The organism is Hyphococcus sp. (genome assembly GCF_041986965.1).
In the GTDB taxonomy this organism is placed as follows: Bacteria; Pseudomonadota; Alphaproteobacteria; order Caulobacterales; family Parvularculaceae; genus Hyphococcus.
In genome coordinates this window covers 110,350-125,199 of sequence record NZ_JBHIXB010000004.1, presented here as the reverse complement: position 1 = coordinate 125,199, position 14,850 = coordinate 110,350, and the positions used below count along the sequence as shown (strand labels likewise).

The 14,850-nt window shown below is 59.6% G+C and carries 15 protein-coding genes; 10 read left to right on the top strand and 5 right to left on the bottom strand.

What is annotated here, in order from left to right; all coding sequences use genetic code 11:
* Entirely contained in the window at nucleotides 1-705 is a 705-nt protein-coding gene (locus tag ACFC5L_RS17085; RefSeq protein WP_375203903.1) for a TetR/AcrR family transcriptional regulator, read from the bottom strand.
* Between the two features lie 163 nt (nucleotides 706-868).
* Here ACFC5L_RS17085 and ACFC5L_RS17080 point away from each other — a divergent pair, with 163 nt between their 5' ends.
* From ACFC5L_RS17080 to ACFC5L_RS17040, 9 genes are all read left to right on the top strand, one after another.
* Nucleotides 869-1,972 carry an isopenicillin N synthase family dioxygenase gene (locus ACFC5L_RS17080; protein WP_375203902.1) on the top strand — a complete coding sequence of 368 codons (1,104 nt, stop codon included), beginning with the start codon at nucleotides 869-871 and terminating at the stop codon, nucleotides 1,970-1,972.
* A 2-nt stretch (nucleotides 1,973-1,974) separates the two neighbouring features.
* The gene (locus ACFC5L_RS17075) at nucleotides 1,975-2,859 is read left to right on the top strand and encodes an isocitrate lyase/PEP mutase family protein (RefSeq protein ID WP_375203901.1); all 885 of its coding nucleotides are present in this window, start codon (nucleotides 1,975-1,977) and stop codon (nucleotides 2,857-2,859) included.
* Nucleotides 2,856-4,250, top strand: coding sequence for a 3-isopropylmalate dehydratase large subunit (locus tag ACFC5L_RS17070; protein WP_375203900.1), 1,395 nt, complete (start codon nucleotides 2,856-2,858; stop codon nucleotides 4,248-4,250). The genes ACFC5L_RS17075 and ACFC5L_RS17070 overlap by 4 nt, the downstream gene beginning before the upstream one ends.
* Complete coding sequence (leuD, locus tag ACFC5L_RS17065) at nucleotides 4,247-4,882, top strand: 3-isopropylmalate dehydratase small subunit (protein WP_375203899.1); 636 nt, start codon at nucleotides 4,247-4,249, stop codon at nucleotides 4,880-4,882. The genes ACFC5L_RS17070 and leuD overlap by 4 nt, the downstream gene beginning before the upstream one ends.
* A complete protein-coding gene (locus tag ACFC5L_RS17060) occupies nucleotides 4,879-5,808 on the top strand; it encodes a 2-hydroxyacid dehydrogenase (protein ID WP_375203898.1) in 930 nt (309 codons plus the stop codon). The genes leuD and ACFC5L_RS17060 overlap by 4 nt, the downstream gene beginning before the upstream one ends.
* On the top strand, nucleotides 5,744-7,087 hold the full coding sequence (locus tag ACFC5L_RS17055) for a glycerate kinase type-2 family protein (protein WP_375203897.1): 1,344 nt from the start codon (nucleotides 5,744-5,746) through the stop codon (nucleotides 7,085-7,087). The genes ACFC5L_RS17060 and ACFC5L_RS17055 overlap by 65 nt, the downstream gene beginning before the upstream one ends.
* Nucleotides 7,088-7,113: 26 nt before the next feature.
* Nucleotides 7,114-8,676: a class I adenylate-forming enzyme family protein gene (locus ACFC5L_RS17050; protein ID WP_375203896.1), complete on the top strand. Its 1,563-nt coding sequence runs from the start codon at nucleotides 7,114-7,116 to the stop codon at nucleotides 8,674-8,676.
* Nucleotides 8,677-8,994: 318 nt separating this feature from the next.
* Entirely contained in the window at nucleotides 8,995-9,561 is a 567-nt protein-coding gene (locus ACFC5L_RS17045; RefSeq protein ID WP_375203895.1) for a 2'-5' RNA ligase family protein, read from the top strand.
* 114 nt (nucleotides 9,562-9,675) lie between these two features.
* A complete protein-coding gene (locus ACFC5L_RS17040; RefSeq protein ID WP_375203894.1) occupies nucleotides 9,676-10,464 on the top strand; it encodes a hypothetical protein in 789 nt (262 codons plus the stop codon).
* 44 nt (nucleotides 10,465-10,508) lie between these two features.
* Here ACFC5L_RS17040 and ACFC5L_RS17035 read toward each other — a convergent pair whose 3' ends face one another.
* Genes ACFC5L_RS17035 through alr form a run of 4 tightly spaced genes read right to left on the bottom strand, consistent with a single transcriptional unit; the run spans nucleotide 10,509 to nucleotide 13,989 of the window.
* On the bottom strand, nucleotides 10,509-11,309 hold the full coding sequence (locus ACFC5L_RS17035; protein ID WP_375203893.1) for an FkbM family methyltransferase: 801 nt from the start codon (nucleotides 11,307-11,309) through the stop codon (nucleotides 10,509-10,511).
* 2 nt (nucleotides 11,310-11,311) lie between these two features.
* Nucleotides 11,312-12,091: an ABC transporter ATP-binding protein gene (locus tag ACFC5L_RS17030; RefSeq protein ID WP_375203892.1), complete on the bottom strand. Its 780-nt coding sequence runs from the start codon at nucleotides 12,089-12,091 to the stop codon at nucleotides 11,312-11,314.
* Between the two features lie 8 nt (nucleotides 12,092-12,099).
* Entirely contained in the window at nucleotides 12,100-12,873 is a 774-nt protein-coding gene (locus tag ACFC5L_RS17025) for an MlaE family ABC transporter permease (RefSeq protein ID WP_375203891.1), read from the bottom strand.
* Nucleotides 12,874-12,894: 21 nt separating this feature from the next.
* On the bottom strand, nucleotides 12,895-13,989 hold the full coding sequence (gene alr / locus ACFC5L_RS17020) for an alanine racemase (protein WP_375203890.1): 1,095 nt from the start codon (nucleotides 13,987-13,989) through the stop codon (nucleotides 12,895-12,897).
* 268 nt (nucleotides 13,990-14,257) lie between these two features.
* On the opposite strand from alr, the gene ACFC5L_RS17015 reads away from it, so the two are divergent.
* Nucleotides 14,258-14,668, top strand: coding sequence for a RidA family protein (locus ACFC5L_RS17015; RefSeq protein WP_375203889.1), 411 nt, complete (start codon nucleotides 14,258-14,260; stop codon nucleotides 14,666-14,668).
* Nucleotides 14,669-14,850: the final 182 nt, after the last annotated feature.

Sequence of the window (14,850 nt, the reverse complement as noted above, 5' to 3'; positions counted from 1 at the left end):
TCAGGGCTGTGCGCCCAGAGAGGCGAGAATATGGGCCTTGATGTCCCGCACAAGTTTGGCGCGGGGCCTGCCGACGGCGCGCATGCGCGGGTTGTCATCTGTCATCTGAATGACTGTCGTCATCATGCCCCACATGGACATGACCTCGAATTCAGGATCGGAACAGGTGAAGACGCCGTCTTCAACGCCATCTTCGATCACTTTCCGGATGATGGTGATGTTGGACCTTACGATCTCGTTGGTTTCTCGAACAAGATCTTCGCCGAGCGCAACCGAAGACCGCATGCCGAAATGATAACGGACGAGAACATCGAACAAGTGTCTCGCCTCAACATATTCTGACGTGTATGCGTCGATGATCGCGAGCAGTCTTGCCCGTGGCGTTCGATGGGCGGCGACCGCCTTTGTCAAGCGTTCGTGCATACGCTTGACGCCGTCAGTGACGACCGCCGCATAAATTTCTTCCTTGTTGGCGAAATAATAATAGATCGGTCCGCGGGTGAGACCGCTCTCCGCTTCAAGGTCCCGGACAGAGACGCTTTCGTAAGGTTTGCGGTCAAACAGGCGAACGGCTGCGTCGATAATCTGCTGGCGCCGCGCATCGGCGCCGGCGTTGTCGCCGAGCGAGTCGGTTCGTGGCCGCCCGGCAGGGGGTCGTCCTGCCGCGGTGCGGACGGGGAGCTTTTCAAGCGTCTTCGCCATCATGGCAGTTTATCTCCGTTGGCGGCGGCGTCCATATAATCGCCTTGCGAGGCCTCGCCTTTGAGACCCTCTTGAATCGGGTTTAAAAATATTATAACGTAATAATATTATCTGTTCCAGCGCTATAAAGCAACCAGAAATCAGGCGCAAACCACGGGAGGATTCGATGGACGAGACTGAACACAAGTCCCTTTTCAAGGCGCGTTATGTAAAGGACGAACGGCGTTTCGGCGTTCAACGGCGCGCCATGCGCGAGCTTCCAGTGATCGATATCGGTGCGCTGGTGGACGGCAGGCGAGACGTTGACGCGCGCGCCAAGACGGCGGCGGAGATTCGCGACGCCTGCATTAACAGCGGCTTTTTCTATATCAAGAATTACGGCGTTTCTGACGACGACATGCATGTCATACGCGACATGGCCATGAGGTTTTTTTCCCTGCCGCTGGAAAAGAAAACTGTTGCAAAAGCAGTCGAATTTAACGCGGCGCGCGGGTATCAGCCTATGGATGCGGAGCGGATCACGCCCGGCTATGAGCCAGACTTCAAGGAATATTACGATTTCGGTCTTGAACTTGAAGACGAGACGCTCGCGCCGATTGACCGCGGAACGACCTTGTGGCCGCATGAGGAAGACCTACCGGGCTTTACAGCGCTAATGCGCGAACACGTAAAGCGTACCGCCGATATTTCACGCAATCTTATTCAGGGCTTTGCATTAAGTCTCGGACTTGATGATACATATTTCGATGAAGCCCATCGCGCGCCGTTCTACAATATGCGCACTTCCTATTATCCGCCGGCGCATGACGTGTTGAAGGCGAACAGATGGAGTTGCGGGCCGCATACCGATTATATGGCGTTCACGATGCTGTGGCAGGACGATGTGGGCGGTCTTGAAGTGATGAACCTTGACGGCGAATGGATTGCGGCGCCGCCAATGCCGGAGACCATGGTCGTCAATGTCGCCGACATGATGTCCATATGGACGAATGACCTTTACACCTCAAACCCGCACCGGGTCGCCAATCGCGCGGACCGGCATCGCATGTCGATCGCCCATTTCATGGGGCCGGGCGCGACGACCAAGGTCGAATGTCTGCCCACATGCCAGGGGGAGGGCAACCCGCCGCGCTATCAGCCGACCACGACGACGCAGCACATCACTAATATCATGGCGAAGGCGCTTGATCCTGAGCTGATGCGAGATGTGAAGGTCGATAATGAAGGGGCGACAGAACAGCTTCGCAATCTTGAGCGCATCGGAGGGTAAAGGTGCTACGCTCATTGCTGAGGGAAGAGCGGTTCATCGCCGCGCCTGGCGTGCATGACGGGTTTTCTGCATTGCTGGCGGACCGGTTTCCCTTCGATGCTGTCTATATGAGCGGCTATTGTGTGGCGGCGAGCCGGTTCGGCTTGCCGGACGCCGGTCTCATCGGCCTTTCCGATATGCTGCAAGTCGTAAATCTGATCCGCCGCTGCACCGACAAGCCGCTGATCGCCGACGCCGATACGGGGTATGGCGGTCTTCTCAATGTTCAGCATACCGTGCGCGAATATGAGGCGGCGGGTGTGAACGCAATCCAGATCGAGGATCAGGAAACGCCCAAAAAATGCGGTCACACAAAAGGAAAACGCGTCATCGATGCTTCGGAAATGTCCGCTAAAGTCGAAGTGGCTGCGGAATCGCGCAACGATGATAGCTTTCTTATCATTGCGCGCACCGATGCGCTTGCGACCCATGGGCTGGATGAAGCGATCAGGCGAGCGCGGCTTTATCGGCGCGCCGGCGCGGATGTCGTGTTCATTGATGCGCTTGACAGCCAGGAGGCGATGGAGCGTGCGGGTGAGGCGCTCGGTGGGGAGGGGCCGCTGATGATCAACATCACGCCCCAGATGCCCGGCTTTGTCACGCCTGAAGCGTCGATTGAGGAGTTGTCCGCCCTCGGTTTCGCCATCGCAATTTTTCCGGGGCTTTTCGCAACGCCGTCTCTGGCGGCCATGGAAGCGGCGGCGCAGACCTTACTCAACACGGGGCGTCAGCCAGCGGCGGCGGGTTCCTCCCTCGCGCCGGCGCATGAACTTGTCGGTTTCCCGAAGGTCTGGGCCGACGAGGCGCGCTGGCAGGCACGGTATCAAAATGGTGGCGGAACGACGTGACGCCGCCGCAAACGATTATCGAGAAAATCTGGTCTGCGCATACTATTCTCAGCGAGAATGGTCTGGATCTTATTCATATCGACCGCAGTCTGCTGACGGACCTTTCGGGCACAATCGGCCTGGAAGAAATGGAAGCGGACGGCTTGCCCGTCCATGATCCTGCGCTCAATTTCGCGATTCCCGATCATGTGGTGGAAACCGGAGAAAGCGCCGGTTTTGATCCTGCGCGCCGCGAGCGTTTCGTCGCCACGCTGGAGCGTCTTTCCGCACGCGCAGACGTGCGGCATTTTCCGCGCGGTTCCGGGCGTCAGGGCATCGTTCACGTGGTCGGACTGGAACAGGGCGTCACCTTGCCGGGGCTGACGCTTGTCTGCGGCGATAGCCACACATCCACTCATGGCGCCGTCGGCGCGCTCGCCTTCGGGATTGGCTCCACTGAAGTCAAGCACGCGCTGGCGACGCAGACTTTATGGATGCAGCGTCCGCGCCTCGCGCGCATCACCTTGACGGGAAAGCTGCGCGCCGGCGTTTACGCCAAGGACGCGGCCTTATGGCTTATCGCGCGCCTTGGCGCCGATTGGGGCCGCGAACATGCGATTGAATTTGCCGGGCCGGGCATAGAAGCCATGAGCGTCGATGAACGCGCGACGCTTTGCAACATGGCGGTCGAACTCGGCGCGCGTATCGGCGTCGTCGCGCCGGATCAAACTGTTTTCGATTATTTGCGCGGCAAGCCCTATGCGCCGCGGGGCGCCGACTGGGAGACGGCGGAGGCGGCGTGGCGTGCGCTCCCCAGCGATCCATGGGCGGCTTTCCACAAGGAAGCAAGTTTCGACTCTGGCGAGATCACGCCTCAGATCACCTGGGGAACGAGCCCTGAACACGCTATTGCGGTCGGCGGCGCCGTGCCGCCCGCAAACGAGGCGGCCATGGCGGCGGCGGACTATATCGGTCTGGCGCCGGGACAGGCGATGGGCGGCGTTCCGGTTGATTTCGTCTTCATCGGGTCGTGCGCGAATGGACGGATTGAGGATCTGCGCGCGGCGGCGGCCGTCGCACGCGGCGGTCATGTGCCTGAACATGTGACGGCGCTTGTCGTGCCAGGCTCGGAAGCGGTGAAGGCGCAGGCCGAGCGCGAAGGGCTCGATGCCGTGTTCCGCGACGCCGGCTTTGAATGGCGCGAGCCCGGGTGCTCCATGTGCGTTGGCGTGAACGGAGACATTGTGCCGCCCGGCAAGCGCTGTGTGTCGACGTCGAACAGGAATTTTGTGGGACGGCAGGGGCCTGGCGCCCGCACTCACCTTGCGAGTCCCGCCACGGCAGCGGCTTGTGCAATCGCCGGAACGATTGTGACGGCGCCGCATAGCGTGGAGAAAGCGGGCGCCGCATGAAACCGTTCACCAAGATTGAAGGCGTCGCCGCCGCGCTGCGGCTCGACAATGTCGACACCGATGTCATCATTCCCATGGATGCGCTTTTGTCCCGGCCGCGCGACGAGCTGGGCAAATATGCTTTCGAACCGCTGCGTTATAAGCCCGGCGGAAGCGAGAGTGCTGACTTTGTCCTGAACAAACCGGTTTACCGCAAGGCGTCGATTCTAATCGCCGGACGCAATTTCGGTTGCGGCAGTTCGCGCGAGGGGGCCGTGCACGCGCTTGCCGGTTTCGGCGTCCGTGCCGTGATTGCGCCGACATATGGCGATATTTTTTACAGCAATTGCATCAAGAACGGCGTCTTGCCTGTGCGCCTGAACGTAGAAACCGTTCATGCGGTGATGGACGCCGCCGATGAGGCTGCGGGCGCCGCGCCGTTCCGCGTTGACCTTGTTTCGCAAACTGTCATGGCTCCCGGTATGGCGCCGGTTTCATTCGATTTCGATCCGGCGCTTAAGCAGCGTCTCATTGATGGCGAAGATGAAGTTGCGATGACGTTGCGGCATCAGGCGGCTATTCGCGCCTGGCAGACGCAGGATCGGTCCACAAGGTCATGGGCGTGGACTGTGCTTGAGGGCTACCGCCAATGAAGCGCGTCGCGCATACCGCTGAAATGCCCGAAAGCGTCGCCAGCTTGATCGGCTCCGTTTTTGGCTTGCGCCACGCGCCGCTGCGGGGGCGTCCAATCGGTGAATTCCTTACCGACATGGAAGATGTTTCGGCGCTGATCGTCGCGCCCGGCGATCCTGTTGACGCGGCTTGCATCGCTGAGCTTCCGAAGTCGATCAAGCTGATCGCCAGCTATTCGACAGGCCTCGACCATGTGGATGTTGAGGCTGCTCAGCGGCGAGGTATTCCGGTCAGCAATACGCCCGATGTGTTGACCGATGCGACGGCCGACATCGCCATGCTTCTCATTCTGTCCGCTGTACGCGGCGCCGGGGACGCCGAGCGGATGCTGCGCATGGGCGACTGGAAAGGCTGGACGCCGCATCAGATATTCGGATCGGATCTGGCGGGGCGCGTGCTCGGCATTGCGGGGCCGGGCCGGATCGGCGCCGCCACGGCGCTGCGGGCGGCGGCGTTCGGGATGCGCCTCGTTTATTGGGGGCGGCGTCAATCGGAAGCGATGAACGGCCTTGGCGCCAAACCGCTGCTCGACCTAGACGCCTTTCTCGAAGCGGTTGATGTGATCTCGTTGCATCTGCCGTCGACGCCCTGGACGCGGCGTTTCATCAATGAACGGACGATTTCGGCGATGCGAAAGGGCGCTGTCGTGGTGAATACGGCGCGCGGCGACCTTGTCGATGATGAAGCGTTGATTGCGGCGCTTCACGACGGGCGCATCGGCGGCGCTGGGCTCGACGTTTTTGAAGGCGAACCGGCGCTTCACCCGGGCTATCTGACCGCGCCGCATGTAACCTTATTGCCGCATATAGGCAGCGCGACCCATGAGACGCGTCTTGCCATGGGGCGAAGCGTTTTTTCAAGCCTTCAACAACATCTATGCGGCTAATCGGGATATGCCGCGCAGACTTCTCCATAAGGCGTTTGAGAAGGCTGTCGCCGCCAGCCATCCTTCGGCGCTTCTGCCGCAAAGCCGGTTGTTGACGCGGCTTTGCAAATCGCCTCCCAAAGGCTCAGTGCGCATCATCGCAGCTGGCAAAGCCGCCGCCGCTATGGTTGAGGCGCTGGAGAACCATTGGCCTTGTGTGGAGCCGCCTGTTGGCGTCGCCGTGGCGCCGGACGGATATCTTGTTCCTACCCGCTGGATTGAGGTGATTGCCGCCGCTCATCCGCATCCTGATAGCCGCTGCATCGCCGCGGCGAAGAAGCTTTCGGAAATCGCAAAAACATGCGGACCCGATGATGTTCTGGTTGTGCTCCTCTCCGGGGGCGGCTCGTCATTGCTTTCCTGGCCGGTGGAGGGCGTATCCCTTGAGGCTTATGTTTCCGCCTTGCGCGATCTGATGGCGGCGGGCGCCGATATCGAGGCCTTAAACACGGTGCGCCGTCATCTTTCGCGTCTTGCGGGAGGCGGTCTTGCGGCGCTGGCGGGTGGGGCGCGGATTGAGGCCTTGCTGCTTTCCGATGTTGTCGGGGACAGCGAGAGTCTCATTGCGTCCGGCCCTATCTCGCCTGATATGAGCACGCTTGCCGATGCGCGCAACGCGTTTACGAAGCATGGTGTGACGCCTTCCGCCGACATTGAGGCTGCCCTTGCCGGGCCGGACAATGAAACGCCTGAGCCGGGCGATCCGATTTTCGAAAAAGTCTGCACGGAAGTTATTCCGTCATCCGTTTGGATGGCGCCCGTTGCCGAACTTTTGCGGGCCGAAGGTTATGAGACTCGTATCATCGGTGAGCAGCTTGCTGGCGATGCGGCGGACCTTGCGCGCCTTCATGCCCGCGCCGCCATTGAGGCGGCTAGCGAAGCGCACCCGGTTGCGCTGCTTTCCGGCGGCGAGGCCACAACGCATCTCAAAGGCGACGGGGAGGGCGGTCCGAATGCGGAATTCTGTCTTGAACTCGCCCGCGCGCTCGAGGGACGGCCGGGCATATGGGCGTTGGCCTGTGACAGCGACGGCGTAGACGGCGCCAGCAATGCGGCCGGCGGCGTGATCGGCCCGGACACGCTCGTGCGCGCCGCAGCGCTTGGGTGTTCTGTTGATTACGCGCTGGTCCATAGCAACAGCACCGGGTTGCTCAAGCGCCTTGGCGACGCCGTGGTTGTGGGGCCGACAATGACGAATGTGAATGATGTGCGCGTGGTGTTGGCGAACCCGCCAGCATGAAGCATTGCGCGGCAAGGGAGGTTTTCATGAATGCAGCGACGGATGTGGACGAGTTGATGCGCCGCGCGGCGCGGCGGGCGCCTGAGCGCGAAGCTTTACGGGATTCGCAGCGGAACGTGATTTGGGCAGAGCTTGACACACGCATCAACAAGATCGCCAACGCAATGATCTCAGGCGGCGTGGCGAGAGGCGATACAGTGGCGATCCTCGCGCACAATTCAGTTGCCTATGCGGAAGTGTTTTTTGGCGCCTTGCGCGCCGGCGCCTGCGTGGCGCCGCTTTCCAGCCTTTCCTCAAGCGACGCCCTTGTTCAAATGATCGCGGACAGCGGCGCCAGATATCTCTTCACCGACGCCGCAAATGCCGCCTATATAGAGGCTCGGGTTGCTGAATTGCCCGGTCTTGCGCCTGACAGGATGCTTCGTCTTGACGGGGCGTCCGATGATCAGCGTAGCCTGGTGCGCTTTATCGCGGCGGCTCCCGACACCGCGCCTGATGTCACTATATCGCCCGATGACGGGTTTAACCTGATCTATTCTTCCGGGACCACGGGCATGCCGAAAGGCATCATGCAGCCACGCCGCTTTCGCGCACGCGAAGCGCGCGATCTCGGCGGCGGTTTTGGCTTTGACGAGACGGCGCGCCTCATTGTTTCCACACCGCTTTGCTCGAACACCTCGCTCACTCTATTTTTTGCCGCAATGGCGGCCGGCGGGTCTGCGGTGATCATGGAGAAATTCGACACGGTCGAATTCCTGAAGATCAGCGAACACGAAAAGATTACCCATGCGATGCTTGTTCCCGTGCAATATGTGCGGCTTCTTGCTGATCCGAAGTTCGACGATTACGACCTTTCTTCCTATCGGGGGAAGTTCTGCACGAGCGCGCCGCTTTATGTGGAGACAAAGCGCGAGATTTTAGCGCGCTGGCCCGATGGCGGGCTGGTCGAAGCCTATGGTCTGACGGAGGGGGGAATTGTCTGTCTTCTCGCGGCGCATGAGCATCCCGACAAGCTCGATACTGTTGGCATTCCAGCGCCTGACTGCGACCTTCGGATTATCGGTGAAGACGGAAAAGAGCTGCCGCAAGGATCGGCCGGCGAAATCATCGGGCGCAGTTCGAAAATGATGACCGGCTATCACAATCGCGACGACGCAACGGCAGAAGCGAGTTGGTATGACGCCGATGGTAACAGGTTTCACAGAAGCGGCGATATCGGCTGGCTTGACGAAGATGGTTTTTTGCACCTCCTCGACCGCAAGAAAGACATGATTATCTCCGGTGGCTTCAATATCTATGCGGTGGATCTCGAGAATGTGCTGCTCGCCCATCCGGATGTCGCGGATGCTGCGGTGATTGGCGCGCCGAGCAAGCAGTGGGGTGAGACCCCGGTCGCTTTTGTCGTACTGCACGCTGGCGCGATAAGTAAGCCCGAGGAACTCAGAGATTGGGCGAACGCCCGGCTCGGCAAGGTCCAGCGCATTTCCGCCCTGCATCTGCGCCCAGCGTTGCCGCGCAGTTCGATAGGAAAAATCCTGAAACGTGAGATTCGCGAATGGTTGGCTGCTATGCCAGGTGGCGCTCTCTGAGCGACGTTCTGCTTGGCGTATACGGAGCAGGCCGACTCCTGAAGCGCACTATTTTGCAGATGAACAAGCCCGACCTTCCTTTTCATCATCAAAGCGTGGAATGATATAAAAATCTTATGAGAGTTTTTCCCGTCTGAGAGACTAAAAGACTATTTTGGTCTTGAGCGCTTCATAGCTAACAGCGCGATCGTTTTGCTTAACGGGCGAGTTTGCTGAGACAGGGCTTAAGCAATGTTCCAGTTTCTATAGCGCCCTTGGAGCATCACATACCCGTTTAAAAATAACGACTAACAAATACTGTTATTGGGCAACTTACTCGTGACCGGACATGAAGGAAAACGTTTCAACCTGTTCTTCGCCCTGTTTCCCGATCAGGCGGCGCCGGACAAAATACAGGCGCTCGCGGCGCAATTGCAGAACGCTCACCATTTGGCGGGAAAACCGTTTGTGGCGGACAGGTTTCACGTTTCGCTTCAAAACCTGGATCGTTATGAGTGCGTGCCGAACGAAGTGGTCGACAGCGCGGGTAAGGCGGCCGCACATTTGCAGCAGGATTCATTTGATCTCACGCTTGATCGCGCACAAAGTTTTTCAAGAGGACCAGGCGGCTGTCCATTAGTGTTGTTGCCCGGTGACGGCGTTGAGGCGCTTTGTGAGTTTCATCGCAACCTTGGCGCCGCGTTGAAGAGGGAAGGCCTCGGCCGATTTGCAGCTTTCGATTTCACGCCCCACCTGACGCTGCTTTACGGGGACAGGCTTGTCGAAGAACACCCCGTTAGCCCCATAAGCTGGCGAGTGACGGAGTTTTCGCTTGTTCTCAGCCATGTGGGCCAGACGCGATATGATATCCTTGGCCAATGGCCGCTGGATGAGGGCGCCGGCTAGCGGGGCTGTCAGGAAATCGATAAAGCGACTTGATGCTGCGTCGTATTGAATTCACAAGCATTTGGTTCAGTATGATACTGGATTCGTTTAGATAATTTCGGGGTGCGCCGCTTTATGAGCTGGGACGAGTATTTCGCTGAAGAACAGGATGGGCGCGCCGCCGCGCAGAGCGGTAAAAAACGCACGATTACTGTCGGCTGGACGGTGCGTGCGCAAAAGGCCTCCGTCATCTGGGCGCCGCCGCAGCCTTTTTCCCGTAACGACCCAAAGCCGGTCTCGTCGAAGTCGGTGCAGGTTTGTCCCGCGGCCGTAGATTTTGACCGCCGGCATTATGTGGTGCCGTGCCCCGTCGATTTGACGCTAAAATTTGATCGCCAGCCGAACGGCCAGTTGACGCTTGTCGACGCCGATGGCGAAAAATCCGGCATGCGCCAGACGGGCTTGCGCGAAATGATGATTCTTCATCCTCAACATGAATGGCGTAATCCGGAACGCCCGCTGATCCAGATTATCGCGCCCTATGTTTTTGTGACGGATGACCCTTGTTACATCGTGCAGACGCCGCCTTACCTTCATTATTTTCCAACGCCGCGCCCGGGCCTTCAGATGGGCGGACGGTTTCCGGCGCATATCTGGCCGCGGCCTTTGAGCTGGGGATTTGAATGGTATGACGTCACAAAGCCATTGATTCTAAAACGCGGCGAGCCGTGGTTTTATATCAGTTTCGAAACCGAAAACCCGTCTGCGCATGTGCGCCTGGTTGAACAGGAGATGACGCCGGAGCTCGAGAAATATATGCAGAGCATCGTCGACGTCTCAAACTATGTGAACAAGACCTATTCGCTTTTTTCCGAAGCGCAGCGGATGCGTCCGGCAACGCTTGTGAAAGCGAAAAAAGGTTAGGCGCCGAAACCTGAGAACGGTTCAATCAACTCGCGTCGCCCGCATCATTTTAAGGCCGAACGATTAACACCAAACGTCATGAGCCGCTTGCCGATCTTTTCATCAATAACGGAAAAGCCGTTTTCTTCGAGAATCCTGCGGCATTCGTGATGCGTGCGTGCGCCTTTGCGTTCCGGTCCTGTGTCGAGCGCAATCACCTTGATTTGCGCAAACATCGCGCCAATCCCTTCCAGGATTTCAGGCTCGGCGCCCTCTGCATCGCATTTGAGAAGGTCCAGTCGCTCAATGCCGTGATCGGTGCAGAACCGCTCCACTGTGACTGCGGGTTTTGTGACTTTTTCGCCTTGTCCTTCATCAAAGACCGAACTGTCGGCCGTGTCCGGCGCTGAAAAAAAATCGACCTCGCCATTTTCCTTCCAGATCAGCGCATCATGAATACTGACGTCTGAAAGATCGGACGTGTTTGCTGAAAGGCAGGCGAAAACTTTCGGGTCCGGCTCTATGCAATGGATGCGGGCGCCATGACGGGCGGCCACATATGCAAACTCGCCGGCATTGGCGCCGATATCGAGGATGACGCTGTCCTGGTCCAGGCTTATGTGGCGCCCGACGCCATATTCGCGCGCCAGCTGATCGAGGCGGGCGGTCCAGCCTTTTTTATAAAGCTTCCAGCGCAGGGGTGAGGGAGCATAGATCGATTTTCCGTCCACCGTGATGACCGCGCCAAGAGGGTCGGCGCGCACAGAGACGGGCGCATGGCCGCGAAAGGAAAACGCGGCGTAAACGCCTTGACGCAACAGCTTCAGTTTCTGTTTGAGGGGAAGACCTTCAATGGCGGCCGCCATTCCTAGCTCCGCCGGATGGCCATTTTGATCGGCCCTTCCGCCCTTCCGTTCACGAACTGGTCGACCATGGGGTTGCCGGAATTTTCTATCTCGTCGGGTTTGCCGCGCCAGATGATCCGCCCTTGATAGAGCATGGCGATCTCGTCAGCGATCTTGCGGGCCGAGGCCATGTCATGCGTGATGGAGATTGCTGAGGCGCCAAGCGCTTTCACCCGTTCGACAATCAGATTGTTGATCACGTCAGACATGATCGGATCGAGCCCCGTCGTCGGTTCATCGAAGAAAAGAATCTCCGGGTCCGAGGCGATGGCGCGAGCCAGACTCACTCGCTTTTGCATGCCGCCAGAAAGCGCCGCAGGCTGAAGATCGCCAATCTCCGGCGCGAGACCAACCTGGGCGAGGCAGTCGACGGCTTTCGCGCGGGCTTCCTTTCGCGACTTACGGTCAGCGTTGAGAAGGCGAAAGGCGATATTCTCCCAGACTTTGAGGCTGTCAAAAAGCGCCGAGCCCTGAAACAGCATGCCGGTCCGCTGGGTCATGTAGCGCCGGTCGCTTTCCGTATGCCGTGCGATGTTGCGGCCATCGACTTCCACGGTGCCGCGATCAGCCTTCATCAGGCCGACAATGCATTTCAGGAGCACTGATTTGCCGCTGCCTGATCCGCCGATAATGACAAGGGACCGGCCCTTGTCCACGTCGATATCGACGCCGCGAAGGACCTGATTATTCTCAAAACCCTTGTGAAGACCGCGCACGGTAATGGTGTGTGACGTCTCGCTCATGGTCCGGATTAAAACTCCACGAGGAAAGAGGTCATGACATAGTTTGACGCGAGAATGGAGACGGCGGCGGCGACAACGGCGGTGCGGGTTGCGGCCCCGACCCCTTGGGCGCCGCCGCGGCTGCGATAGCCGTAATAACACCCCATCACCGCGATCAGGAAACCGAAGACGCCCGCTTTCACAAGGCCGCTGATCACGTCACGGTTTTGCAAGAATTCGGAAATATTGCGGATGAAGACAGGCCCCGAAAAGTCGAGGCCATAGACCGCGACGAGATAGCCGCCATAGACGCCGATAATATCGGCCATCAGAACAAGCACCGGCAAGGCGAGCGTCGTCGCGAGAATGCGCGGCGCCACGAGATATTTGAACGGGTCCACGGCGAGGGTCGACATAGCGTCAATCTGTTCGGTGACGCGCATCGTGCCGAGTTCCGCCGCCATCGCTGACGAGCAGCGTCCTGCAACCATCAACGCCGCCAGCACTGGTCCCAGTTCGCGCACGATAGAGACGCCGAGGATCTGCGGCAGAAAGGTTTCGGCGTTAAAGCGCAGCGATCCGTCATAGATATTGAGGGCGAGGGCGGCGCCGGTGAAGACGGCGGTCAGCCCGACCACGGGCAATGACGTGAACCCGATGCGGATCAGCGAAGAGAAAAACGCGCGCCAGTAAAACGGTCCGAGGATGCTGGCGAACGCCCCGCGGCCGGCGAACCCGGCCATGCGGCCAGTCTCGCGCAGGGCGTCGATGGTGACGCTGCCGGTCACGGCGAAAATATTCATGAACGCTTCCCCTTGGACTCTTTAGAGGTAGCGGTGATCGACCCGCCCGCCAAGCCCTGTGAGCAAGTCATAGGGCGAGCGGTGGGTCGCCATGGCGGCCTCGAAGAGGCGCAGGCGAGGGCCGAAGAATTCTGCATAATCCCCTATTTTTACAGGATTCTTATGTCCTGTAACGTCAAGCGTGATGAAGTCCATGGAAACCCGGCCGGCAATGGCCGAGCGGGCCCCGTTCACGATCGCGGCGCCCCCCGGCGCGGTGTTGCGAGGATAGCCGTCGCCATAGCCGAGCGCGATGCTGGCGATTCGCGTCAGGGCCGTCGCTGTAAACGCCGCGCCGTAACCGACCGTCTCGCCTGGCTGGAGGTCGCGCAACTGAACGACGCGCGCCTTCAAGGTCACGACGCTGCGAATGCGGTCGTCATCGGCGTCGAAGGGGCTGCCGCCATAAAGCGCGATCCCGGGGCGCACGAGATCGAACTGATAGGCTTTATCCATCAAGGCGCCGGCGGACGCCGCCAGGGAACGCCGCGCGCCGGGAAAATGCTGCGCCGCTTCGACAAATAATGCGCGCTGCTCTTCGTTCTTTGGATGCGCGGGATCGGAGGCGCAGGCGAGGTGGCTCATGACGACGCTGACTTCAAGCCCCGCCTCTTTAAGTGACGCTGCAATCGCCGCCGCTTCGCTTGCCGGCGCGCCAATGCGGTTCATGCCGGTGTCGATGTGAACCGCTGCGGGCTGATTGCCGCGAGACGCCCAGAGTTGCGCCTGCGCCAGCGAATTGATGACGGGCGTCAGCCCCGCGCTTTCGTAAAGCGCAAGCGTGTCTTCCGACGGCCCGGCGAAACAATAGATGCGCGGGGCCGCATCGTTCAGCGCCGCGCGCAGGGCGGCGCCTTCTTCAGCATAGACGACGAAAAATTCATCGCAGCCGCGCTCGAACAGGGCGCGCGCCACAGGGCTGAGGCCGAGGCCGTAAGCGTTGCATTTCACCGCCGCGCCGACTTTTGCGCTCGGCGCCGCATTGCCGATCATCGCGTAATTAGCGCAAAGCGCCGAAAGATCGATTTCGGCGACTGGCCCCTCATGCGGGGCGGCGGATAGGGCGTCGTTACTCATAGACTCCGAGCTTTAAGGGGCTTTTTGCGGCGGGAAAAGGGCGAGCCCGCCGCTGCTCGCACACTGCGATCCGGATTAGTGGGAAGGGCAGGCCTACCGCCTCTCAATATCCGGACTAGGGGCAGTATAAGGCCGTCAGAAAAGTCGTGAAATTTTATCCACGGGGTTCGGTTTGGCCTTATACTACGGCCCGCCGCCGTTCGCCGGAGGGCGGCGCATGCCGAACGATCGCTTCGGCCCTTTTCGCAAAGCCAGAAGGAGCCCGTTCATGGCGTCTCATTCTCCTGCCGCAACTTTCTCCAATCCGCCCGGCCTCATCGACCCGACGCGATTTCATTTCTCGCAAATGGCGGTGGTCGAACCTGGCGCCCGGATGATTTTCCTCGCCGGGCAGGGAGGGTTTTCGGCGGATGGAAGTTTGTCGCCGGATTTCGGCGACCAGGCAAAGCAGGTCTTTGAGAATATAGCTGTTGCGCTGGAAAGCGCCGGCGCGCGCAGTGAAGACATCGTTCGCCTTACAGTCTTCATCGTCGGTTACGACATGGAGCGTATGAAGGTTTATCATGACGCGCAGCTTGCGGCGCTTGGCGAACACCGTCCGGCGGCGACGCTGATCCCGGTGACGCAGCTCGCCTCGCCGGAGATGCTGATCGAGATTGAGGCGACGGCGGCGGCTTGAGTTTTCCTCCCCCGCTTGCGGGGGAGGTGTCCGCGAAGCGGACGGAGGGGGCTCTGCGCGACACTTGCCCCCATCCCCGGCTTCGCCGGTACTTCCCCCGTAAACGGGGGAAGAGAAACCACACTGCGTGAGTTTAGCATCGCAAAAGTCCATATAAAGAAAACGCCCGGCGTAAGTTGCGC